The organism is Burkholderia stagnalis, assembly GCF_039848545.1.
In the GTDB taxonomy this organism is placed as follows: domain Bacteria; phylum Pseudomonadota; class Gammaproteobacteria; order Burkholderiales; family Burkholderiaceae; genus Burkholderia; species Burkholderia stagnalis.
This window is the reverse complement of record NZ_CP156686.1, coordinates 400900-423970: the sequence shown is the minus strand read 5'-3', so window position 1 is coordinate 423970 and position 23071 is coordinate 400900. Positions and strand designations below refer to the sequence as shown.

Annotated in this window: 20 protein-coding genes; 8 read left to right on the top strand and 12 right to left on the bottom strand. The window is 69.6% G+C overall.

Annotated features, from left to right (window positions below; translation table 11 throughout):
• Positions 1–59: 59 nt before the first annotated feature.
• Together ABFO07_RS18730 and ftrA are read right to left on the bottom strand one after the other, a co-directional pair.
• Positions 60–800: a hypothetical protein gene (locus ABFO07_RS18730; protein ID WP_059884799.1), complete on the bottom strand. Its 741-nt coding sequence runs from the start codon at positions 798–800 to the stop codon at positions 60–62.
• A 71-nt stretch (positions 801–871) separates the two neighbouring features.
• Entirely contained in the window at positions 872–1837 is a 966-nt protein-coding gene (gene ftrA, locus ABFO07_RS18725; RefSeq protein ID WP_059987016.1) for a transcriptional regulator FtrA, read from the bottom strand.
• Between the two features lie 109 nt (positions 1838–1946).
• Here ftrA and ABFO07_RS18720 point away from each other — a divergent pair, with 109 nt between their 5' ends.
• A complete protein-coding gene (locus ABFO07_RS18720; protein ID WP_060148634.1) occupies positions 1947–2366 on the top strand; it encodes a rhodanese-like domain-containing protein in 420 nt (139 codons plus the stop codon).
• Between the two features lie 90 nt (positions 2367–2456).
• A complete protein-coding gene (locus ABFO07_RS18715) occupies positions 2457–2783 on the top strand; it encodes a superinfection immunity protein (RefSeq protein WP_059562551.1) in 327 nt (108 codons plus the stop codon).
• Between the two features lie 13 nt (positions 2784–2796).
• Here the strand turns inward: ABFO07_RS18715 and ABFO07_RS18710 are convergent, their stop codons facing one another.
• The 6 genes from ABFO07_RS18710 to ABFO07_RS18685 form a co-directional block, all read right to left on the bottom strand.
• Positions 2797–3975 carry a cytochrome P450 gene (locus ABFO07_RS18710; protein ID WP_060148635.1) on the bottom strand — a complete coding sequence of 393 codons (1179 nt, stop codon included), beginning with the start codon at positions 3973–3975 and terminating at the stop codon, positions 2797–2799.
• Positions 3976–4075: 100 nt separating this feature from the next.
• Positions 4076–4342: a YodC family protein gene (locus ABFO07_RS18705; RefSeq protein ID WP_059562543.1), complete on the bottom strand. Its 267-nt coding sequence runs from the start codon at positions 4340–4342 to the stop codon at positions 4076–4078.
• Positions 4343–4672: 330 nt separating this feature from the next.
• On the bottom strand, positions 4673–5533 hold the full coding sequence (locus ABFO07_RS18700) for an isocitrate lyase/PEP mutase family protein (RefSeq protein ID WP_059884740.1): 861 nt from the start codon (positions 5531–5533) through the stop codon (positions 4673–4675).
• Positions 5534–5707: 174 nt separating this feature from the next.
• On the bottom strand, positions 5708–6568 hold the full coding sequence (locus tag ABFO07_RS18695) for a MurR/RpiR family transcriptional regulator (RefSeq protein ID WP_060028160.1): 861 nt from the start codon (positions 6566–6568) through the stop codon (positions 5708–5710).
• Between the two features lie 55 nt (positions 6569–6623).
• The gene (locus ABFO07_RS18690) at positions 6624–6977 is read right to left on the bottom strand and encodes a YgiW/YdeI family stress tolerance OB fold protein (protein WP_059884738.1); all 354 of its coding nucleotides are present in this window, start codon (positions 6975–6977) and stop codon (positions 6624–6626) included.
• 170 nt (positions 6978–7147) lie between these two features.
• Positions 7148–7777, bottom strand: coding sequence for a DJ-1/PfpI family protein (locus ABFO07_RS18685; RefSeq protein WP_081067734.1), 630 nt, complete (start codon positions 7775–7777; stop codon positions 7148–7150).
• Positions 7778–7876: 99 nt separating this feature from the next.
• On the opposite strand from ABFO07_RS18685, the gene ABFO07_RS18680 reads away from it, so the two are divergent.
• From ABFO07_RS18680 to ABFO07_RS18665, 4 genes are all read left to right on the top strand, one after another.
• Complete coding sequence (locus ABFO07_RS18680) at positions 7877–8425, top strand: TetR/AcrR family transcriptional regulator (RefSeq protein WP_059958965.1); 549 nt, start codon at positions 7877–7879, stop codon at positions 8423–8425.
• 115 nt (positions 8426–8540) lie between these two features.
• On the top strand, positions 8541–9203 hold the full coding sequence (locus ABFO07_RS18675) for a response regulator (protein WP_059562531.1): 663 nt from the start codon (positions 8541–8543) through the stop codon (positions 9201–9203).
• The gene (locus ABFO07_RS18670) at positions 9200–10582 is read left to right on the top strand and encodes an ATP-binding protein (RefSeq protein ID WP_060148636.1); all 1383 of its coding nucleotides are present in this window, start codon (positions 9200–9202) and stop codon (positions 10580–10582) included. Before ABFO07_RS18675 ends, ABFO07_RS18670 begins: the two co-directional genes overlap by 4 nt.
• Positions 10583–11018: 436 nt before the next feature.
• The gene (locus ABFO07_RS18665) at positions 11019–11219 is read left to right on the top strand and encodes a hypothetical protein (protein ID WP_059801617.1); all 201 of its coding nucleotides are present in this window, start codon (positions 11019–11021) and stop codon (positions 11217–11219) included.
• Between the two features lie 424 nt (positions 11220–11643).
• On the opposite strand, the gene blaPEN-bcc is transcribed toward ABFO07_RS18665, so the two are convergent.
• Positions 11644–12537, bottom strand: a complete 894-nt coding sequence (blaPEN-bcc, locus tag ABFO07_RS18660; RefSeq protein ID WP_060148637.1) for a PEN family class A beta-lactamase, Bcc-type — start codon at positions 12535–12537, stop codon at positions 11644–11646.
• A 114-nt stretch (positions 12538–12651) separates the two neighbouring features.
• Between blaPEN-bcc and penR the strand changes: the two genes are divergently transcribed.
• On the top strand, positions 12652–13542 hold the full coding sequence (gene penR / locus ABFO07_RS18655) for a beta-lactamase transcriptional regulator PenR (protein ID WP_347469391.1): 891 nt from the start codon (positions 12652–12654) through the stop codon (positions 13540–13542).
• A gap of 492 nt (positions 13543–14034) precedes the next feature.
• Here penR and ABFO07_RS18650 read toward each other — a convergent pair whose 3' ends face one another.
• From ABFO07_RS18650 to ABFO07_RS18640, 3 genes are all read right to left on the bottom strand, one after another.
• Complete coding sequence (locus ABFO07_RS18650; protein ID WP_059562515.1) at positions 14035–14286, bottom strand: hypothetical protein; 252 nt, start codon at positions 14284–14286, stop codon at positions 14035–14037.
• A gap of 94 nt (positions 14287–14380) precedes the next feature.
• Positions 14381–16600, bottom strand: coding sequence for an amylo-alpha-1,6-glucosidase (locus tag ABFO07_RS18645; RefSeq protein WP_060028158.1), 2220 nt, complete (start codon positions 16598–16600; stop codon positions 14381–14383).
• 171 nt (positions 16601–16771) lie between these two features.
• Complete coding sequence (locus ABFO07_RS18640; protein ID WP_060148639.1) at positions 16772–22369, bottom strand: autotransporter domain-containing protein; 5598 nt, start codon at positions 22367–22369, stop codon at positions 16772–16774.
• A gap of 139 nt (positions 22370–22508) precedes the next feature.
• On the opposite strand from ABFO07_RS18640, the gene ABFO07_RS18635 reads away from it, so the two are divergent.
• On the top strand, positions 22509–22682 hold the full coding sequence (locus ABFO07_RS18635; protein ID WP_155628691.1) for a hypothetical protein: 174 nt from the start codon (positions 22509–22511) through the stop codon (positions 22680–22682).
• Positions 22683–23071: the final 389 nt, after the last annotated feature.

Here is a 23071-nt window from a genome sequence, read left to right as displayed (position 1 = left end):
GAGCGACGCCCCGCCGGCTTGCGGCAGGGCGTCGCGATCATCGCGACCCCGGCCGGCCGTCAGCCGGCCGGTTTCTCCTGCAGTTGCCCGATCCACGCATCGAGTTGCGCGTCGCCGTCGTCGTCGAGCTTGCCCTTGAGTGCGCCGTACCACGCTTCGACTGCCTCGGCCGGTTGCGTGGCTTTCAGGATGCCGAGACTGTTCTCCAGAAACGCCGAAAAGAACGGAATCCCGCGCATGTAGAGGAACGTCGAATCGGTGATGCGCACGTGGCCATAAACGTCGCGCACCCAGGTCAGGTGCGGCAGCGCTTCCGCGAAATGGCCGCTCTGCGTCAGCGCGGAAATGAAGTGAGTGCGCGCGGTGACGTCGGATTGCTCGTGCGTTTCGTGGTTGACCTCCGCGGCCTTCTGCAGCCACGCCTCGCCGCGCTTCACTTCGCCGCACATCACCGACGTGGTCGCCAGTTGCACCGCGTTGTGCGCGCTCGGCTCCTTGTCGAACAGCGAGAGCCAGTACGGAAACGCTTCCGGGTAGCGGTGCATCGCAGAATAGGCCAGCGCGCACAGGCGGCTTGCGTCCGCGATGCGCTCGGCGTGCGGCGCGGCGGCGGCGATTGCTGCCTCGTGCCTCCCGGCCTGGAAGGCCGCCAGCGCGGGCGCCAGTTCGGGCGCGATGTCGGGTTCGTCGCGCGCGGCTTCGGGTGGCGTCTGCGGCGCGGGCGGTTCCGATGACGTCGACGCGGACGCCGCTTCCGCTTCGCGAGATTTCTTGCCGAACAGTTTTCCCAACAGGCCCATCAGGTGTTTTCCTTTTTTGTCGTGGTGCGTGCGCATCCGGCAAGGCGGGCCCTCCGCCTCGTGCCGGGCCGTCAGCATCTTACGCCACGATCCATCCCCTTCCGGTAAGCGGCCGGGCTCGTCGCCGCGATGCGCCGGAAGTGCCGGCGCAGCGACTCCTCCGATCCGAAGCCCGCGCGCATCGCCACCTGCGCGAGCGGCAGTGCCGGATTCGCCTCGAGCAAGTCCTTCGCGACGTTCACGCGCTCGCGGATCAGCCACGTGACCGGCGACATCCCGGTGGCGTCGGCAAACTGCCGCTGCAGCGTGCGCGGGCTCATCGCGGCGTGCGCGGCCAGCGACGCGAGCGTATGCGGCTCGGCCGCATGCGCGCGCATCCAGTCGATCAGCCTGGCGAGCCGGTCGCTGCCGCCCGGCGCGACCGGGCGCGGCACGAACTGCGCCTGGCCGCCGTCGCGATGCGGCGGCAGCACGAGCCGCTGCGCGACACGGTTGGCGATCGCGCCGCCGTGATCGCGGCGCACGAGATGCAGCAGCATGTCGAGCCCGGCCGCCGAGCCGGCCGACGTGATCACCTGCCCCGCGTCGACGTACAGCGCGTCCGGATTCACCGTCAGCGCCGGATAGCGCGCCTGCAGCCGCTCCGCGTAACGCCAGTGCGTCGTCACGGTCAGCCCGTCGAGCACGCCCGCCGCCGCGAGCACGAACACGCCCGAGCAGATCGAGCACAACCGCGCGCCGCGCCGGTGCGCGGCGCGCAGCTTCTTCAGCAGCGGCTCGGGCGGCAACTCGTCGGGGTCGCGCCAGCCGGGAATCACGATGGTGTCCGCGCGATCGAGCATTGCAAGCCGGTACGGCGCGGCCACCGTGATGCCGCCCGCCGCGCGCACGGGGCCCGGCTCGCTCGCGCACACCGCGAAGCGATACCAGTCGACGCCCAGCTCCGGGCGCTCGAGCGCGAACAGTTCGACCACGCAGCCGAATTCGAAGGTGCAGAGGCGATCGTAGGCGAGCGCGACGACGAGATGGTTTTGCATGGCGCAATGTTACCGGAACTTGTCGATTGCGCCACTGCCGCGCGGCACGCCGAACCGCGATACTGACCCCATGTTCATCGCGTCCCGCGCCCTTCAGGAGAAACCCCGCATGTCTTACGTCACCGACGTTCCCGCCGCCGACAGCCCCGCCGCCCTCGCGCATTTCGAAGCGTCGCTGCGCTTCGAGACCGATTGCTGGGACGTGCACGACGCGCTCGCATCCGGCGCGCCCGATTTCGTGCTGCTCGACGTGCGCAGCCCCGCCCAATACGCCGCCGGCCACGTGCCCGGCGCGCGCAACCTGCCGCACCGCAAGATCGTCGCGGGCAAGCTGGCCGATTATCCGGCCGATATGCTGTTCGTCGTCTACTGCGCCGGGCCGCACTGCAACGGCGCGGCCCGCGCCGCGATCCGCCTCGCGCGGCTCGGCCGGCCGGTCAAGCTGATGATCGGCGGCGTCACGGGCTGGTGCGACGAGGGTTTCGCGCTGGCCAGCGAAGCCGGTCCGACGGACAGCCTGGCCGCCTGATCGTCACCAAAAGCGCAACAATCAATTGTCTGCACGTCAACGGGAAAAGCGCGACAATCGGTCCCATTGCAGTCCGGATGGAGCAGCAACATGCAGACCGAAGTCCTGATTCAAGTCGCCGGCTCAGTCGCCGCGATCGCGCTCTACTTCCTGCCGGCGATCATCGCCGACCGGCGCCGCCGCCACGACAAGCTGACGATCGCGCTGTTCAACGCGCTGTTCGCGTGGACCGGAATCGGCTGGCTGATGACCCTCTACTGGGCCTGCCAGCCGAACCCGCACGCCGACGTCGTGCAGGACATCCTCGCGAAGCGCCGCGGCATCAGCATGCGGACCTTCTCGACCGGCCTCGTCGAACGCGTGCAGCGCCGCGTCGCCGCCCAGGAACAGTGGGCGCAGAAGCAGGGCTGCCGCTGAGTCTCCTTTCCCTTTAGCGCGCCGCCTCGAACTTCGGCATCCTGACGTTGGTCGAGGCCCGGTAGCGCCAGCTCAATGCGTCGCGCGGCGGCAAGCCGCCGGCGCGCAGCAACGCCCCCACCGCCCCTGCCGTCACCGCCCGCGCGATCCGTTCGCCCGGGCAGCCGTGCGGCCCCGCGCCGAAGCCGAATGCCGGCCCCGGCGGCCGGCCCGGCACGAAACGGTGCGGATCGCGGTGCACGGCCGGATCGCGGTTCGCCGCCGCGAGCACCACCAGGATCGCGTCGCCCGCATCGACCGTCACGCCGGCCAGCGTCGTGCGCGCCGCGACGAAGCGCCGGGTGTTCTGCACCGGCGCGTCGAAGCGCGCGACTTCCGCGACGAATGCGTCGAGCGCCGCGTCGTCGTCCACTGGAATGCTGCCGCCATCGGGATGGTGGCCGGGGTCGAGCCACGCAGCCAGCGTATTGCCGAGCCACGCCGCCGTCGCCTCACAGGTTTGCGACAGCAGCCCGACCAGGTTCGCGATCAGCGCGCCGCTCGCGTGCCAGCCGACGTCCCGCGCCGCGTGCTGCACCGCCGCGACCAGGCTGCGGCCGTCCGTGCGCGACGCGGCGACGAGCGCGGTCATCCGCTCGAGCAGGTGCACGGCCGCGTCGCTCGCACGGGCCAGTTGCGCATCCGTCGACAGCGGCGACAGCGCCGCGACGAAGTCGGTCACCCATGCGGCGACGCCGTCGAGCCGCGCGTCGTCGAAGCCGAGCAGGTCGGCCACCGCGCAGACCGGCACCGTCATGCACCAGGCGTCCAGCGCGTCGGGCCCACGCGCCGGCCGGCGCTGCGCGGCCAGCACGGACGCGCGACGGCGCAGCGCCTCCGTGTCGACCGCCGCCAGCGCGGCCTGCATCGCGCGTTTCGGCACGTCGTGCCGCAGCGCGCCGTCGTTCATCCGGATCAGCTGCGCGAACAGCTCGCCCGCCGTCGTGCCGCACAGCGCGGGCGGCACGGGGGCGGCGAGCGGCCGGACGCGGCACGCGGGATGGCCGAGCACGGCGCTCACGCTCGCGGCGCTGCTCGCGACCCACAGGCCGAGCGTGGCATCGAACACGAGCGGCGGCCCGTCGACGAGCGCCGCATAGTAGGGGTAAGGATCGCGGTGCGTGACCGCGGCAATCGGATCGGTCGGGTTCATGCGTGCAGTATCGGCCTCGCCGCGCGCCCGATGTTTCGGGCCCGCATGAAACGTCGATGCGGCCGGCGCCGCAGCCGCCCAACCAGCCGGCAAGCCTCTCCTAGGCGGCGGACCGGCAGCGATGGGCCTGCATCCGCACGCGCACCCGCCCGGCCGAGATCGCGCGCGGTTCCGCGACGCACGTCTCGTGGTGGAACATTTCCTGCCGGAAGTGCCCGCTTTCGTCGAACCACTGGCAAATCAGCCAGTCGGCCTCGTCGAAGACGACCGGCCCGGCATAAATGACCGTCATGCGCGGCCCACCCGTTTTCAGCGTCACGACGTCGCCGACGCGAAACCGGGTACGGAGAATATCTCGGATCGTCATGGCTCTCTCATTACTTTTATATTGATTTTCCGGCATCGTCGAGCCGGCATTTTTTAGGCTGCCGTGAAGATTATCAATCCACAAAAAAACCGGCAACTCCCATTCGAGCCAAATTACAAAAAAATGCCGGAAACGCCCGCCCTGCGGGCGATTTCCGGAATCTTTCCATCAAATTGATGCGATACGATTAAAAACACCTGATCGAAAATACAGGGTTCGGCGAATTTGCCGGGCGCCCGGCCCATCGTCACTTAATTAATCGAGCGCGGATGCACTTGATTGGTGTCAATCAATGTTTCAACTGGAAACGATCCCACATTCTTTTCGGCATCAGTTTTCGAACGAGCGCGGTGAATTATTCTCTGCAGCGAACCAATGATCGAGCCGGGCGCCCGATACGGCTGCTTGAGCGAACGTAAACGTGCCGTCCTGCACCATTTCGGTGACCCCGCGCAGGAACGCGCCAAGAGCGGCCCGCGCGAGCGCGCTGCCGACGCTCACGCGCTTCACGCCAAGCGCCGCGAGCGCATCGAGGCTCAGCAACGGGCCCGACAGCCCCATCACGACGTTCACCGGCGCGTCCACCGCGCGCGTGAGCGCGGCGATCTCGTCGGGATCGGTCACGCCCGGTGCATACAGCACGTCGGCGCCGGCGTCGCGATACGCGACGAGACGCGCGATCGTGTCGGCCAGGTCACGCCGCCCGTTCAGGTAGTTCTCGCAGCGCGCGGTCAGCGTGAACGGGAACGGCAGCGCACGCGCCGCGTCGACGGCCGCCGCGATGCGCGCCACCGCGGCGTCGCGCGGATAGATCGGCGCGTCGGGGCGGCCCGTCGCATCCTCGATCGAACCGCCGACCGCGCCGGCGCCGGCGGCGAGCCGGATCGTCTCGGCCACCGTCCGCGGATCGTCGCCGAAGCCGTTCTCGAGGTCGGCGCTGACCGGCAGGCCGCCGGCCGCGACGATCTCGGCAATGTGCGCGAGCATCGCGTCGCGGCCGATCGCATTGTCGGGCAGGCCGCGCGAATGCGCGTAACCGGCGCCCGTCGTCGCGAGCGCGCGAAAGCCGGCCATCGCGAGCAGGCGCGCGGTGCCGGCATCCCACGGGTTCGGCAGGATGAACGCGCCGGGCTGCGCATGCAGCGCGCGCAATGCGTGCGCGTGGCGGATCTGAAGGTCGGAAGGGATCATCGCGGGGCTCCGTTGGAACGTGGAAAGCCCCAGCGTACGCGCGCGGCGTGCAACGACGCTTCGGCGTGCGCTGAAATGTCGACGCGCGCGACGGCGGTGGCAACGGCAACGGCGGCGACGGCGGTGGCGACGGCCGTGGCGACGGCGGCGGCGCGCCCCGCGATCCGCGATCCGTCAGACCACGTACGCGCCCTTCGCGTGCAATTCGGCTTCCGCGTGTTCGAGCGCGGCGATCGCGTCGCTGCCCTCGAGCGCGAGCAGCTGCGCGACGAGCGCCTCGGCCAGCGCGTGCGCGGCGACCAGCGACGGAAAGAACGACGGACTGTCGTGCGTGAAGATCAGTTGCGCGTCCGCATGCAGCGCGATCGGCGACACCGCGCTGTCGGTGATCGCGACGATCCGGCTGCCCTGCGCCTTCGCGGCCTGCGCGACGCGCGTCGCTTCCGCCGAATACGGCGCGAAACTGACGACCACCGTCGCGCTGTGCTTCGCGATCGTGCGCAGCTCCATCTCGAGCGAGCCGGCCACGCCGGCGAGCAGCGACACGGTCGGCCGGAACAGCCGGTAGCCGTATACGAGCCCGAACGCGACCGGATAGCACGAGCGGAACCCGGCGACATGCACGTGCGACGCCTTGCGGATCAGCTTCGCGGCCTCCGCGAGCGCGTGCGCATTCTGCGCGGCGGTCGCGGAGAGATTGTGCTGCTGGGCGGCGAGCAGGTCGTGCGCGAGCGATGCCTTCGCATCGGGCCGCACCAGCGAGCGCGCCCGCTGCGTGAGCGGCTCGGGGCGCGTGCGCACGCGCGCGACGCACAGGTCGCGCAGCTCGTTCCAGCCGGGAAAACCGAATTGCTGCGCAAGCCGCACGAGCGACGCGGGCTGCACCTGCGCGCGCTGCGCGACCTTGCGCATCGACGACACGGCGACTTCGTCGGGATGATCGAGGAGAAAAGCCGCGCCCGCCTGGAATTGCGGGCTCAGCTCGGAAAATTGCGCCCGGATCCGGGACGCGAGTTCATCGAAATTGGCGGCCATCTTGGTGAAAGCGGAAACCGGTCACCCATGGTATCACCGGCCCCGCGCGCACCGGTCAGCGCAGCACGTCGATCCGCTCGGCATCGACCTTCACGCGGCCCGACCACTTGCGCTCGAACTCGCCGGTCAGCTTCACCTCGTTGCGTTCGCTGACGGGCTGGCCGCCGGCCCACAGCTTGTCGTCGATCTCCACGCGGATCGTGCCGGTCGCATCGGCGAATTCGTAATCCTCGCCGCCGACGTGCTTGACGATGCGCCCCTGCAGCAGCACGTGCTGGTCGTCCTTGCCGTTGGCGAGCAGTTCCTTCACGGTGGTCGCCGCCACGGTGGACGGCCCCGTGTATTGCGCGTGTGCAGCGGCCGGCAGCACGGCGAGCGCGATCGTCAGAATGGTGGCCAGTTGCTTCATGATGTCGTTCCTTTTCTTTGCATGACGCGCGTTCCCGATGAACGCGACACCCGAATATTACGAAACGTAAGATTAAGCAAAGCTGAAGATTGTGACGACGTGACGCAACGCCGCATTGGACGAGTACGAAGAAACCTGCTCGCGAGCGCCAGGCTTCCGTCGTCGGCCGCTCAGGCGACACCGCTCACGCCGGCACCCTGCGCGATGCTCGACGCGACCAACTGCTGATAGATGTCCTGCTGGCCGGCCGGAAGCACGGGGCACAGCGTGTCGCGGCGCATCGCGTCGCCGAACAGGCGCTCGACCACCCAGCCGACCAGGTACAGCGCGGCCAGGCAGCCGCCGGCCGTCGCGACATTGCCGACGCTGGCGAACGGCCGGTCGTCCGGCATCACGCCGGCCTCGCGCAGCGCGTGCCGCGCATCGGGGTGGGTGGCGGCCCGCCGCCCGGGCAGCAGGCCCAGCCGATCGAGAATGAACGAACCGGCGCAGATCGAGCCGATCAACTGCCGCTCCGGCTGCAGCCGGAAGGCGCCGGTGAAGGCCGGATCGGCCAGCGCGGCCGGCACGCCCTCCCGGCCGCTCGAAAACAGCACGACGTCGGCCCGGTTCGCCTCGGCCAGCGCGCCGTGGGTGTCGACGGCGAGGCCGTGGGCCGATCGCAACGTCGGTTGCAGGCCGAGGATCCGGACGTCCCAGTCGCGGCGATTGCGGCCCAGGATGTCCCACATCAGGAACAGGTCGATGTCGGTGAATTGGTCGAAAGCGACAAGGGCGATTTGCTTCATCGGCGGCTCCATGGATTGACGGTTATCCGTCGCGCATCACAAAAAGGAAGCCGCAGCTTAGCGACGCAGGCGATACCATACACAGCCTGTATGTTTCTCGGGATACACCGCATGTTGACGCGTGACCACTGGATCGCCGCCGGCTTCGACGCCCTCGATCGCGAGGGCTATCCGGGCGTGTCCGTCGAGCGCCTGGCACGGCGCCTGAACGTGACGCGCGGCTCGTTCTACCACCACTTCCGCAGCCGCGATGCGTTCGTCCATGCGCTGCTCGCGCAATGGGAAGCGGACTACACGGCGCGCATGCTCGCGCACGCGGCGCAGGGCCACAGCCTCGAAGACGTCCTCGCGCGCTACCTCGCGATCGCCGCGGAAAAGCAGCCCGGCCGGGAAATCGCGATTCGCGCGTGGGCGCGCCGCGATCCGCTCGCCGCCGAATACCAGGACCGCGTCGACCGCACGCGGCTGGCGTTCGCGATCGACACGTGCCGCACGCGCCTCGCGGATCCCGGTCATGCCGAGCTCGTCGGCCGCGTCGCCCACCTGTGCCTGATCGGCGGCCAGCAATCCGGCGACCGGCACCAAGCCACATCGTTCTCACAATTCATCCGCACAGCGCTGACGCAGTTGCACGATGCACCGCGACCGAACCGCGCGTGAACGATCGCCGCGGCGCGCATCGCGCCGGCGCGCCTTAAGCCTCCGCTAACGCGCCCGCGCCTATCATCACGCCAACCGGCGCCCTGTCGCGCCGCCACGGAGAAACACGAAAGCCATGCGCGTACTGCTCGTCGAAGACGATCCGCTGATCGGCAGCGGGCTCGAACAGGGTCTGAAACAGGAAGGCTTCGCGGTCGACTGGGCCAGGGACGGCGATGCCGCGTCGCTCGCGCTGCGCACGACCCGCTACGGCCTGCTGCTGCTCGATCTCGGGCTGCCGAACCGCGACGGCCTGTCGGTGCTCGCCGCGCTGCGCCGCCGCGACGAGAACGTGCCGGCGATCATCATCACTGCGCGCGACGGGCTGTCCGACCGCATCGCCGGCCTCGACAGCGGCGCCGACGACTATCTCGTGAAGCCGTTCGCGCTCGAGGAACTGCTCGCGCGCATCCGCGCGGTGAACCGCCGGCACGCGGGGCGCGCGCAGACCCTGCTCGCGATCGGGCCGCTGCGGCTCGACCCGGTCAAGCACCAGGTCTGGCTCGGCGACGACGAAGTGGCGCTGTCGCCGAAGGAATTCGTGCTGCTGCACGAACTGATGCGCGAGCCGGGCGCGGTGATCTCCCGCGAGCAGTTCGAGGAGCGCCTGTACAGCTGGGGTGAGGAAATCGAAAGCAACGCGGTGCAAGTCCACATCCACAACCTGCGCAAGAAGCTCGGCCACGACACGATCCGCACGGTGCGCGGCGTCGGCTACCGGATCGGTGACGTCGCATGACGGGCCTGCGGCAGGCGATCGCGCGCTGGCGCGGCGCATCGCTGCGCCGGCGGCTGCTGTGCTGGCTGCTGCCGGCCGCCTGCGCGATCGGCGTGCTGGCGAGCGCCGGTACCTACTGGGCCGCGCTGCGCGAGCTCGACGACCTGCTCAACGACCAGATGCGCAGCATGTCGAAGCAGATCGTCGTCGGCCCGAACGGCGAGCTGTCGTTCAGCCGGCGCGGCGGCGGCGGCGACGACGACGAGCACCATTTCAAGACTGACGATCCGGATGCAGTGCTGCTACAGGTGTGGCGCAAGGGCGCGCTCGTCTATTCGACCGACCGCGATTCGAAGCTGCCGCCGCCCGCGCAGGCCGGCTTCGCAAGCGTCGACGTCGATGGCCAGATGTGGCGCACTTACGTGACCGAACGCGGCGGCACGACGATTCGCGTCGCGCAGGCGCGCTACGCGCGCCGCGAGGCGATCGCCGGCATCGCCGTGCACCTGCTGTGGCCGGTGCTCTCGATGCTGCCGGTGCTCGCGATCGGGCTGTGGTTCGGCATCGGCGCGGGGCTGCGGCCGCTGCGCACGATCGCCGCCGGGCTCAAGCGCCGCAACGCGAACAACCTCGAGCCGGTCGACGTCGCGTCGATGCCGAACGAGATGCGTCCGCTCGCCGAGGCGATCAACGACCTGCTCGCCCGCCTCGATCGTTCGTTCACGCTGCAGCGTCACTTCATCGCCGACGCCGCGCACGAGCTGCGCACGCCGATCATGGGGCTGTCGATCCAGTCGCAGCTGCTGCAGCGCGCGGCGACGCCCGGCGAACGCGAGCACGTCCTCGCGCAGATCCACGCGGGCACGACCCGGCTCAGCCACCTCGCCGAGCAGTTGCTGACGCTCGCGCGCGTCGAACCGGATGCGCAGGCGGCCGCCTTCGCGCCGGTCGATCTCGCCGCGCTGTGCCGTGCGGTGGTGGCCGACCGCGCGCGCGTGGCCGACGCGCACCACGTCGACCTCGGCGCGACCGGCGCGTCGCGCGTGATGGTCGCCGGCCACGCCGACACCTTGCGCGTGCTGCTGAACAACCTCGTCGACAATGCGATCCGCTATGCGGGCGACGGTGCACGCGTCGACGTCGGCGCGCGCGTCGACGGCGCGACGCCGGTGCTCGAAGTCTCGGACGACGGCCCCGGCATCCCGGACGCGGAACGCGCGGACGTGTGGGAACGGTTCTATCGCGGCGCGGGTTCCCAGGCGGCGACGACGTCGGGCAGCGGCCTGGGCCTGTCGATCGTCAAGCGGATCGCCGAGCAGCATCGGGCGACGGTCGCACTCGGCACGAGCGCGGGCGGCCACGGCCTCACCGTCACGGTGCGCTTCGATGCACCAGCATGAATCCGTGCGGATGCCCGGTTTGTCCACAGATTTTGTTGGCAAGCTTGTGGATATCCTGCGCAACATCGCGCTAAACCCTTGATCCGACGGGCTTTGGCATGCGTGATGCAGACGGGGCTCGCGAGCGCGGCACACTGCACGCCATTTTTTCGGAATTCGCACCACGGCCCCGCGGGCGATGCACCGGGAAGCGTCGCGGCTGCGTGGGCGCCGACCCCGCCAGTTACCCACAGTTTTTGTTGGCAAGCTTGTGGATATCCTGCGCACGCCTGCGCTAACCCGTTGATCGGACGGCGAATCGTGCGGCGCGTCAGCGATGCGGCACCGCGGCGGGCCGCAACGGCTTGACGCTCGCGCACGCGACGCGTCACCATCACGCCAGCCGGCATCCTGTCCACGCAGTACAACGACAATCAACTCGCTCGAGGGGAAGGCCATGCATCATTTCAGCGCGCTGAAGCTGCTCGTCATGCTCGTCATCATCGCGATCTGCATCTATCCGTATGTCCGCATCGTCCGGCGCACCGGCCACTCCGGCTGGTGGGTGCTGACGATGGCCGTACCGATCCTGAACTTCATCATGCTCTGGGTGTTCGCGTTCGTGCGCTGGCCGGCCGTCGACGACCAGCGCGGCTGAGCGCCGCCGCCTCTCGGCGGCCCGGCTTTTCCACAGATTTTGTTGGCAAGCATGTGGATAGCCTGCGCATACCGCGGTCAACTGCCTGATCCGAAAGGCTTTCCTTGCGCCGTCGCGAATGAGGCACGCGGCGCGCCGGGAGGCCGGCGCGCGCGCCCTGCTTGTCCACAATTTTTGTTGGCAAGCATGTGGATAGCCTGCGCATACCCCGCTCAAGCGCTTGATCCGAAAGGCTTTCCCGGCATCGCCTCGAATGAGGCACATGGGATGCCGGGAGCAGAGCGCCCCGCCAGGCGCACCCCGCTATCCACAGATTTTGTTGGCAAGCATGTGGATATCCTGAGCATGTGCGAGCTAAGTGGTTGATCGCACAACATTTCAGGTCGCGCGTCGAATTCGCGTCACGCCCGGCGCGCCGCGCCGATCAGCCGAGCGCCGCGATCGCGATGCGCGTCGCCGCCGCGATCACGTCGTCCTTCGCCTGCGCATCGGCGCGCGCCTGCGTGTAGTACACGGCCAGCGCGACCGGCCCGCGCGCGGGCGGCCACAGCACGCCGACGTCGTTGGTCGTCCCGTAATCCCCGGTACCGGTCTTGTCGCCGACCTGCCAGCCCGCCGGCACGCCCGCGCGAATCCGCTTGTCGCCCGTCTTGTTGCCACGCAGCCATGCCGCGAACTGCGCGCGCTGCGGCGCGGGCAATGCGTCGCCGAGCGCGAGCACGCGCAGGCTGGCGGCCATCGCGGCGGGCGTCGTCGTATCGCGCGTGTCACCTGGCAGCGCGGTATTCAGTTCGGTTTCCCAACGATCGAGCCGGAACGTGTCGTCGCCGATCGTGCGCGCGAACGCGGTCACCGCCGACGGCCCGCCGAGCACCTTCATCAGCAGGTTCGCGGCCGAGTTGTCGCTGTACTGCGCGGTCGCCTCGCACAGCTCGCCGACCGTCATGCCCGCGCCGACGTGCTGCTCCGTCACCGGCGAATAGCGCACGAGATCGGCCTGGCGATACGTCACGCGTTGCGCAAGCAGCGCCGGACGCGCGACGCTCTGCGCGAGCACCGCGGCGATCAGCATCGCCTTGAACGTGCTGCAGAACGGGAAGCGCTCGTCGGCGCGATGCTGCACGCGCCGGCCGGTCGCGGTGTCGATCGCGCACACGCCGAGGCGGCCGCCCGCCGCGTGTTCGAGCGCATCGAACGACGTCGCGGAAGCAACGGACGGCGCGCCCGCCTGCGACGATGCGCATGCGTTCACGGTCAGGACGAGCGGCGCCGTCGCGGCGGCCAGCAGCAGGGTTCGGCGTTGCGATGAGTAGGTCATGGGGGTGTCTCGTAGTGGAAGGGAAGCGTGATGCCGGCCCGGCGAGACGAACTATCGTCAGTTTACGGTTCACTGACAAGCAACGATAATTGAGCGCTGACAAAAGAATTTCTTATGACCAAGCTCCGCCCCCATCTTCCGCTCAACGCCCTGCGCGCGTTCGAATCGTCCGCGCGCCACCTGAACTTCACGCGCGCCGGCCTCGAGCTGAGCGTGACCCAGGCCGCGGTCAGCCAGCAGGTCCGGATGCTCGAGGAGCGGCTCGGCTGCACGCTGTTCACGCGCCTGCCGCGCGGGCTCGGGCTCACCGACGAGGGCCGCGCGCTGCTGCCGGTGCTGAGCGACGCGTTCAGCCGCATCGAGACGGTGCTCAAGCAGTTCGACGGCGGGCGTTTCCACGAGGTGCTGTCGCTCGGGGTCGTCGGCACGTTTGCCCTAGGCTGGCTAATGCCACGCCTGAAACACTTCCGCGACACCCATCCGTTCGTCGAGCTGCGGCTGCGTACCAACAACAACGTCGTCGATCTCGCCGCCGAGGGGCTCGACTTCGCGATCCGGTTTGGCGTCGGCAACTGGCCGGCCACGCGCAACCAGCCGCTGCTCGACGCGCCGCTCAGCGCGCTGTGCGCGCCGGAGATCGCCGAACGCCTCGCGCAGCCGGCCGATCTCGCGAACGAAACGCTGCTGCGCTCGTACCGCACCGACGAATGGCTCGGCTGGTTCGCGGCCGCGCAGCTCGAGCCGTGGCCGGTCGGCGGGCCCGTGTTCGATTCGTCGCGGCTGATGATCGAGGCAGCGATGCAAGGCGCCGGCGTCGCGCTCGCGCCGGCCTGCATGTTCGCGCGCGAGCTGCAGCTCGGCCTGCTCGCGCGGCCGTTCGACATCGACGTGCGGGCAGGCGGCTACTGGCTCACGTCGCTGAAGTCGAAGCCGCTCACGCCGGCGATGACGCTCTTTCGCGACTGGATCGTCGACGAGGCGGCCGGCTCGACGCCGGCAGCATGAGCCTCGCGAGCGGCGCCGCTTGTCCACAGATTTTGTTGGCAAGGATGTGAATATCCTGGGTACCCGGCGCCTAACCCGTTGATCCGGCACGATTTCCCGCCGCGACACCCGCTTCGGGCAGGCCGCCCGCGCGAGGCAGCCGTCACCCGCGCGACGCCCCGGCATTACCAACCATCGCGACGCAATGGCGCACGAGTTATCCACAGATTATGTTGGCAACCCTGTGGATATCGTGCCGATGCGGCATGTAAGCATTTGATACAACGGGAGATTCGCTCCGGCGCCACCTCGGTGGCGCAGACTAGGCACGCGCGATCCGATCGCCGCGCCTCCTTCCGGCGGCAGGCAGGTTCTCCACAATTTTTGTTGGCAAGCTTGTGGATATCCTGCGCACGCGATGCCTAACCCATTGAGCGCACGGCATTTTGTGCGCGTGCGCAATCGGTCGGCCGGCGGGTACGCGTGGCGGCGCGCGCACCGCCACGCGGGGAGTCAGCGCTTCTCGAGCGAGCCGCGCAAGTCGCGCGCCTTGTCGCGCAGCGCCTCGTAGCCGGAGCGCGCATGTTCGGGCAGGTCGGGGTCGCCGATCAGCGCGCCGAGGGTTTCGATCAGGCTGAAGAGGATGCCTTTTGCCGCGCCGACGGCGATGCTCTGCGATTCGATCGACTCGTGCAGGTGGTTGACCGCCGCTTCGAGATGCTCGAGCTTCTGCTCGCCGTCGTCGGGCCGCTTGTCGGTCGTCATCGTGTGCCTCCGGAAAGTTCGAGGGTCATGTCGCGATTCTATGCCTGCGTGCGCGAACGTGGCGCGACATCGCTCAACGTTCGCGCATGCCGCGCTACAGCACCGCGACGACCTTCACGCGCCCCGGCTCCGCCGCCGCGACCACCTGGCCGTCGACGCGCCGGAACGTCAGCGACACGCTGTCGTCACCCACCCGCAGGCCGTCGATCCGCAGCCAGTCGACGCCTTCCGGCAGCGTCGGCCGCTCGACCCGCACTTCGTGGCGCATGGCGTCGACGCTCACGCCGAGGCAGGCCTGCAGCATCATGAACGGCGCGCCTGCCGCCCACGCCTGCGGCAGGCACGCGACCGGATAGGCGGTCGGCGGCTCGCCGCGCCGGCGCGGGAACCCGCAGAACAGCTCCGGCAGCCGCATCTCGAAGCTCACCGCGGCCTCGAACAGCGCGCGCAGCAGGTTCAGCACGGCGGCCTTGTCGCCGTAGCGCGCGAGCCCGCGCGCGGCAAGCGCATTGTCGTGCGGCCACACCGAGCCGTTGTGGTACGCCATCGGGTTGAAGCGCGGCTGGCCGGCAGCCAGCGTGCGCACGCCCCAGCCGGTCTGGAACAGCGTCGAGCCGAGCACGTCCGCGACCGCCGCGCCGCGCGCCCGATCGGGCAGGCCGAACGCGAGCAGATGGCCGGCATTCGACGCGAGCACGCGACACAGCTCGCCGTGGCCGTCGAGCGCGATCCCGTAGAAATTCGACTCCGGCATCCAGAACAGCGCCTCGACCTGCTCGCGCAACTGCTTCGCGCGCAGCGCATAGCGCGTCGCGTCGGCCGCGTGGCCGCGCCGCTGCGAGCATGCCGACATCGCGTCGAATGCCGCGCACGCATACGCCTGCACTTCGACGAGCGCGATCGGCCCGTCGGGGAAGCGGCCGTCCGCGTGGAACACCGAGTCGTGGCTGTCCTTCCAGCCCTGGTTCGCGAGGCCGCGCTCCGACGTGCGCTGGTAGTCAAGCAGTCCGTAGGGATTACGGTCGCACTTGTCGGTCACCCACTGGATCGCGCGTTCGAGCGCGGGCCACAGCTCGTCGAGCAGCGCGTCGTCGCCGGTGTGCTCGACGTACGCGCCCGCCAGCACGACGAACAGCGGCGTGGTGTCGACGCCGCCGTAGTACAGCTCGAACGGCACCTCGCCCGTCGCCGCCATCTCGCTCTTGCGGCATTCGTGCATGATCTTGCCCGGCTCGGCATCGCGAAACGCGGACGTCTCGCGCGCCTGGCGCGACGCGAGAAACCGCAGCACGCCGCGCGCGAGCGACGGCTGCAGCCACAGCATCTGCAGCGACGTGATCACCGCGTCGCGGCCGAACGGCGTCGAGAACCACGGAATGCCCGCATACGGATACGGGCCCGTGTCGAGCTGCGTCGTCAGCAGGCCGAGATCCGCGAGCGATCGGTCGAGCCATGCATTGAACAGCGGGTTGCCGGTGCGCACGCGGGCCATCGTCGCGCGCCGCGCGCGCATCGCGCGGTGCACCGCGACGAGCGCCGTGCGCAACGCGGGGCGATCGCACGCAGGCGCTTCGCCCGGCACATCGCCGACCGTCGCCTCGACGGTCAGGTAGATCGACACGCACGCCTGCGCGGCGATCGTCAGCGTGTAGTCGGCGCGATCGACCGACAGCACGTCGGGCGCCGGCGAGAAATTGAGCGTCACCGCGCGTTCGACGCCGTCGAGCCCGTCGTAGCGCAGGCGAACCGCGCCCGCTTCGATGCGCGGCGCGGCGACCGTGCCGCGGCGCACGCGCTGCGTGCCGCGCACCTCGAACATGTCCTTGAAATCGGCCGAGAACGACAGCGACAGCGGCACCTCGGCCTCGCTCGCGCCGTAGTTCGTCAACATCAGCGCCTCGTAGAGCACGTTGTTCGCGAGCACGCGCATCCGCTCGATGTGGATCACGCCCTCGGGCGTCTCGCGGCCGCCGAGCGGCGGCAGCGGCCGGTTCGTCAGGTGCGCGGTGAACGATGCGTTGTCGGCGCTCGTCGCGCCCGACAGCAGCGACGGCGCGCGGCCGCCGAACGTCAGGCGCCAGTTCGACAGCACGCGCATGTCGTCGACGAACAGGCCGTCGTCGTGGCCGCCGATGTCGCCGAGGGCATCGCTGACCACGAACGCGTCGTCGGCCTTCAGCACGTACTGGTTGTTGCGCGCGGCCGCCAGCGGATCGGCTTCCGGCGCGATGAATGCGGGGCCCGACGCCTTGGTCGGAGGAAGGGGCGCGACCTGCGGCGCTTGCGTGGTCGTTGCGTCGGCTTGATTCGGCATCGATGCTCCTGGGTCGGACAGCACGCGCGGCGCGCGTCGCCGGTTCCGCACAGGATAGGCCAGATTGCGCCGGGCGCGCAGCGAGCCGGATGCGCGGCGGCCCCGCGCGGCGTCGATGCCGGGCGGGGCCGCTTGTGTGTGCCGCCGTGTCGGCGGCCGGTCAGAGGTGGCTCAGAAGCGCCACAGGATGTTGCCGAGCACCGCGTTGTCGCGCGCGCCGCTGCCGAACTGGCCGCTGTACGACACGCCGAGCGTCAGGTTCTTCGTCACGCTCGCGTCGAGCCCGACCTCGAGCACCGCGCTGTCGCGCGCGATCGGCACGCCCGCGACCTGGAACGACGAACTGCCGCTCGCAAACGCGAACGTCGACTTCGGCCGCGCGTTGCCGAACGCGTGCCGCCAGCCGACCGTCCCGCGCGCCGTCAGCGCGCCCTTCGCGAGCAAGCCGAGCTCCGTCGCCGCGCGCACGCCGAGGGTCGAGAAGCCGACGTGGCTCGTGTCCGAATCGGCGTGCAGCGCGGCCGCGCCGCCGGTTTCCGTGTAGCCGCTCGTATGCAGCCGCACGTACGCGATCCCGGCGAACGGCTCGAGCGCGACGCGCCCCACGGGAATCGCGTAGCCGACCTCGCCGAACACCTGCGCGGTGTTCGCGTTGTAGCCGGCCGAGTTGCTGTCGCTGAAGCCCGCGTACGACGGATGGCGGTCGCTGTTGATCCGGTGCCACGTGTACGCCGCGCCGCCGCGCACGCCGAGCGCGTCGAACTGCGTGCCGCCGTACAGCACGACCGAGTAGCTGTTCAGCGACGCCGACGCGCTCTGGTCGTTGTCGAGCGAGCTGTGCGTGACGCTGCCCGCGAGGCCGACGCGCGTGCGCTCGTCGAGCGCCATGTCGGCGCCGGCGATGAAGCCCGTCATGCTGCGGTTGATCGTCGACGCGTTGCCGTCGCCGGCCAGCCGGCTGCGGCCGCCGAAGCCCTGCCCCCACACGACCGGCCGGTACGGCACGTTGCTGACGCAGCCGGCGTGCGAGCCGAGCCGCCGCTCGGGCGCCAGCGTGTTGCCGCGCGCCGCGGCCGCGCCCGTGTCGTCGCACAGCGCCGAGCCGCCCGACGACAGCGCCGCGAGCGGCCCCGAGCCCGCCGCGAGCCCCTGGCGCACGCGATCCGACACCGCGTCGCGCACGTAGCGGCTGTCGGTCATCAGCATGCTCTTCGCGCTCGCCTGGAACTCGCCGCCGAGCTGCCGGAACGCGGTGCGTGCGGTCGGCGCGTCGGCGACGAGCACCGAGTCGTACACCGGGTTGCCGTCGCCCAGCGTGCCGATCGCCGTGGCGACGGCCACTTCGTTCGGCGTCTTCGCGACCGACGCGAACGACGTGCCGTTCGCCCCCAGCTGCAGGTACACGTGAGTCGGGTCATAGCTGAGCGTCGGCGTGACGAACGCATAGTTCGAGCTCACGCCCGTGAACTGCCCCTGCACGCCGCCGACCGCGCTCAGGATCGTGTACGGCTGGTTGGCCTGATACGACGCCTGGCTCGCGATCACCTGCACATTGCCGCCGTTCAACGTCGCGCTGCCCGTCGCCGCGAGGCTGCCGCCTTGCTGCGGCGTCGTGGCGACCTGCATCGTCGAGCCCGGCTGGAACGTCACGTTGCCCGCGACGTTCAGCGCCTGCCCCGGCTGTGACAGCGACGCGGTGCCGCCGCTCGCGACGACGAGGCCGCCGATCGTGCCGGTGCCCGTGACCGTCGCGCCGCCCTGCACGGTCACGGCCGATGCGGCCAGCGAGCCGTTGACGGCCAGCGTGCCGGCCGCGACCGTCGTCGGCCCGGACAGCGTGCTCGTGCCGGTGAGCGTCAGCTGGCCGCTGCCCGCCTGCGTGAGCGAGCCGCTGCCGGACAGGATGCTGGCGACCGCGACGTTGCCGGACTGGTTGAAGACGAGCGCGCCGTTGTTGGCGATGTCGCCCGCGACGCTGCCCGACGTGCCGCCGTTGCCGAGCTGCAGCGTGCCGCCGGCCGCGATCGTGGTGCCGCCCGTGTACGTGTTGCTGCCGGTCAGCACCTGGGTGCCGCTCGCCACCGTGACGCCGCCCGCGCCCGCGATCGTGCCGCCGAACGCGGTGCCGCCACCGTTCAGCGCCAGCGCGTTGCCGCCGAGATTCACGTTGGTGCCGGCCGCGCCCGACAGCGCGCCGATCGTCTGCGCGCCCGTCGCGCCGCTCACGTCGAGCGTCGCGCCCGTGCCGGCGAGGTTCACCGCGCCCGTCGACGCGAGGCTGCCGCCCGCGCCGAGCGCGAGCGTGCCGGCGTTGATCGTCGTGCCGCCGGTGTAGCCGGCCGCGCTCGCCAGCGTCACCGTCGCTGCGCCGGTCTTCACGAGCGCGCCCCCGCCGGTGATGCTGCCGCTCAGCGTGAGCGCGTTGCTGCCGCCGAGCGTCAGCGCCGCACCCGTCCCGAGGTTGACCGCGTTGCCGAACGTCATGCCGGCGCTCGTATCGAGCGTCGCGGCGCCGCCGACGTTCAGCGCGCCGTTGCCGAGCGCCCCGCTGTTGCCGAGCACCACGCTGCCGCTGTTCAGGTTCGTGCCGCCCGTATACACGTTCACGCCGGTCAGCGTCTGCGTGCCGGTGCCGGCCAGCGTCAGGCTGCCGGCGCCGCCGATCGTGCCGCCGAAGGTGCCGCTGGCGGTTCCGCCCAGCGTCAGCGCGTTGCCGCCCAGATTGACGCTCGTGCCCGCGCCGCCCGACAGCGCGCCGAGCGACTGGGCACCCGTCGCTGCGCTCAGGTCGAGCGTCGCCCCCGCGCCGGCCAGGCTCACCGCGCCGGTCGACCCGAAACTGCCGCCCGCGCCGAGCGCCAGCGTGCCGTCGTTGATCGTCGTGGTGCCGGTGTACGTGTTCGCGCCCGTCAGCGTCGTGGTCGCCGGGCCGTTCTTGACGAGACCGCCCCCGCCGGAAATCGGGCCGCTCAGCCCGAGGGCATTGCTGCCGCCGAGCGTCAGCGCCGCGCCCGTCGCGAGGTTGACGGCATTGGTGAGCGTCAGGCTCGCGTTCGTATCCAGCGTGGCCGCACCGCCCACGTTCACCGCGCCGAAGCCGAGCGCCTGGTTATTGCCGAGCACGAGGGTGCCGCTGTTCAGGTTCGTGCCGCCCGTGTACGTGCTCGCGCCGTTCAGCGTCTGCGTGCCGCTGCCGGCCAGCGTCAAGGCGCCCGTGCCGCCGATCGCGCCGTTGTACGTCGCGCTGCCGCTGCCGCCCAGCGTCAGCGTGCTGCCGCCGAGGCTCACGTTCGTGCCTGCCACGCCCGTCAACGCGCCGATCCTCTGCGCGCCGCCCGCGCTGATGTCGAATGCGGCGCCCGCGTTCGACAGATTCACCGTGCCGTCCGCCGACAAGCTGCCGCCCGCGCCGATTGCCAGCGTGCCGGCGTTGATCGTCGTGCCGCCCGAGAAATTGCTCGCGCCCGTCAAAGTCGTCGTCGCCGCGCCGTTCTTCACGAGCGCGCCGCCACCGGTAATCTGGCCGCTCAGCCCGAGGGCGTTGCTGCCGCCGAGCGTCAGCGTCTTGCCCGTCCCGAGGTTGATGGCGTTGGCGACCGTCATGCTCGTGGTCGTATCGAGCGTCGCGGTACCGGCTACGTTCAGCGCGCCGTTGCCGAGCGCGTTGCCATTGCCGAGCACGAGGCTGCCGGCGTTCAGCGTCGTGCCTCCCGTGAAGTTGTTCGCACCGGACACCGTCAGCGTCCCCGCGCCGTTCTTCACGAGGCCGCCCGCGCCGGAGATCGTGCCGCCCAGGCCGAGATCGGTGCTGCCGGCGAGCGTCAGCGTCGTGCCCGTGGCGAGGTTGACGGCGTTCGCGAGCGACACGTTGGTGGTCGCGTCGAGCGTGGACGAACCGCTGACGTTCACCGCGCCGATGCCGAGCGCCGTATTGCTGCCGACGACGAGATTGCCGCCATTCAGGTTCGTGCCGCCCGTATACACGTTCGTGCCGGTCAGCGATTGCGTGCCGGCGCCTGACAGCGTCAGGCTGCCCGAGCCGCTGATCGTGCCAGCGTAGGTCGCGTTGATGCTGCCGCCGAGCGTCAGCGAATTGCCGCCGAGGGTCACGTTCGTGCCGGCCGAGCCCGCCAGCGCGCCGATCGTCCGCGCGCCCGACGCGGTGCTCAGGTCGAACGTCGCGCCCGCGCCGGTCAGGTTGACCGTGCCCGTCGTCGCCAGGCTGCCGGCGCCGCTCAGCGCGAGCGTGCCGCTGTTGATCGTCGTGTCGCCCGTATACGTGTTCACGCCGCTCAGCGTCGTCCTCCCCGCACCGTTCTTCACGAGGCCGCCGTCGCCGCTGATCGTGCCGGACAGCCCGAGATCGTTGCTGCCGCCGATCGTCAGCGTCGAGCCGTTGTTGAGATTGACCGCGTTGTTGAGCGTGACGTTCGTGCTCGTGTCGAGCGTCGCCGCGGCATTGACGTTCAGCGCGCCGACGCCGAGCGCCCCGTTGTTGCCGGCCACCAGGCCGCCGCCGTTCAGGTTCGTGCCACCCGTGAACGTGTTCGCGCCGGACAGCGTCAGCGTGCCGCCATCGTTCTTCGTCAGCGCGCCGCTGCCCGACACCGTGCCCGACAGCGTGATCCCGGTCGCGCCCTGCACCGTCAGCCCGCCCACGAGCGCCACGTTGTTGGACACGTTGAGCCCCGCCGTGCCCGCCTGCAGCGCGCCGCCGCCGCCGGTGATGGTACCGGTGCCGAGCGACGCGTTGTCGTTGATGATCGCGACGCCGCCCGACAGCGTCGCGTCCTGCGCGGTGGACGCGCCATTGATCGTCCAGGTGCCGTTCTCGACGCTCAGGTGATTGAAGTTGATGTAGTTGTTGACCGCGATCGTGCCGTTCGCAGGGACGCCCTGCTGCAGCTTGAGCGTGTTGTCGCCGCCCGCGCCGCCGTCGACGATGCCCGTCTGCGCCACGTTGAGCGTGTTCGGGCCGACCGTGATGTTGAACGCGGTGCCGGTGCCGCCCGCCGTGTTGACCGACGAGCCTGTCTTCGCGATGAACGTGTTGTTGCTGTTCGCGCCCATCGACACGCTGCCGTTGATCGTGCCCGAGTTGGTGAACGTATTGCCCTGCCCGGGCGTGCCGTTCGAACCGAGCGACACGCGGCCGTTGATCGTGCCGCTGTTCGTCATGTTGACCTTGCCGCCGCCGTACGCGGCGACCACGGGCGCATCCGCGCCGGACAGCGTCGCGCCGACCAGCGGGTTCGAGCCGATCGTGCCGGTGTTCGTGATGGTCGACGTGCCGCCCGTGCCGTTCTGGACCGACAGCGCCATGCCCGTCACGCCGCTGATCGCCACACCGGTCGAGCCGTTCATCGTGCCGTTGTTCGTGACGGTGGTCGAAACGCTCGCCGACGCATTGCCGACCACCGCGCCGCTCGACAGCACGCCGAGCCCCGAGCCGAGCGCCGACGGGTCGATCGTGCCGTTGTTGGTCAGCGTGGTGTTGTTGCCGGTCAGCGACATCGCCGTGCCGCCGACGCCGAGCAGCACGCCGACGCTCGCACCTGGGTTGACGGTCGCGTTGATGTTGTTCGCGCTGTTCGCGTAGCTCGGCGCGAGCGGGTTGGCGACGCCCGAGCAGGTCACGGTGGTGCCCGCCGTGCTGCAGGTCGCGTACGCCGGAACGATGCCGGCGCCGGAGAGCGCGAGGCAGACGCCGGTCGGCAGCAGGAAGCGCGGGAATGTCTCTTTGGTTTTTCTCGAACGCATGCGGTTCATGCTGATTCTCTCCTGTCAGCAGATACGGACGGCAAGGAACGGCTCGATGGCTCTTGATGGCAACGACGACGGCTGAAAATCGCGGGCAAACACGTACCCCTCCGACGCCGCGGAAAACGTTGTCGGCGGATGGATTCAGATGGTGAAGATTGAAATCGGCCCGGAAATGCGAACAGCGACGCTAGTCAAATGGCATGACGGCGACCCCTCTGGCAGCGACATTCTGGTTGATTTGATAACTGCCCTGCGTTTTGTCAGACAAGGCTATATCAAACCAACCCTATTTGCCAATCGATATGTCGAGATGAATTGACTTGGGTAGCCGGATATCGACTGGATTGCATGATTCAGTCATGCAAATCGCTGCGTGCGATCGCAGCGCCGGCGCGCAAAGGCTTTCCGGCAGGGCACGACGGCGTGAAACGTTTAGCACGGCGACGCGGGCGCATGCCGTCGCGCGCCACTCCCGGGAATGCCGCGGCGCAATAGTTTTCAAACTGAAAAAATTGCCGATTTTATTCGTTAATCGCCGAAATAATTAAGTATTCGATTAACGGCGAGAATCCCTTTTTTCGGGCCTTTCATTTCGGATTTCGATTCACCCGAACGAAGTGTGGCGTGAAATGTGCAATTTGATTCGATGACCGACGGGGGATCGTCGGGGGCGCGCGGGCTGCGCCGCAACAACCGTGGAGGAAGAGA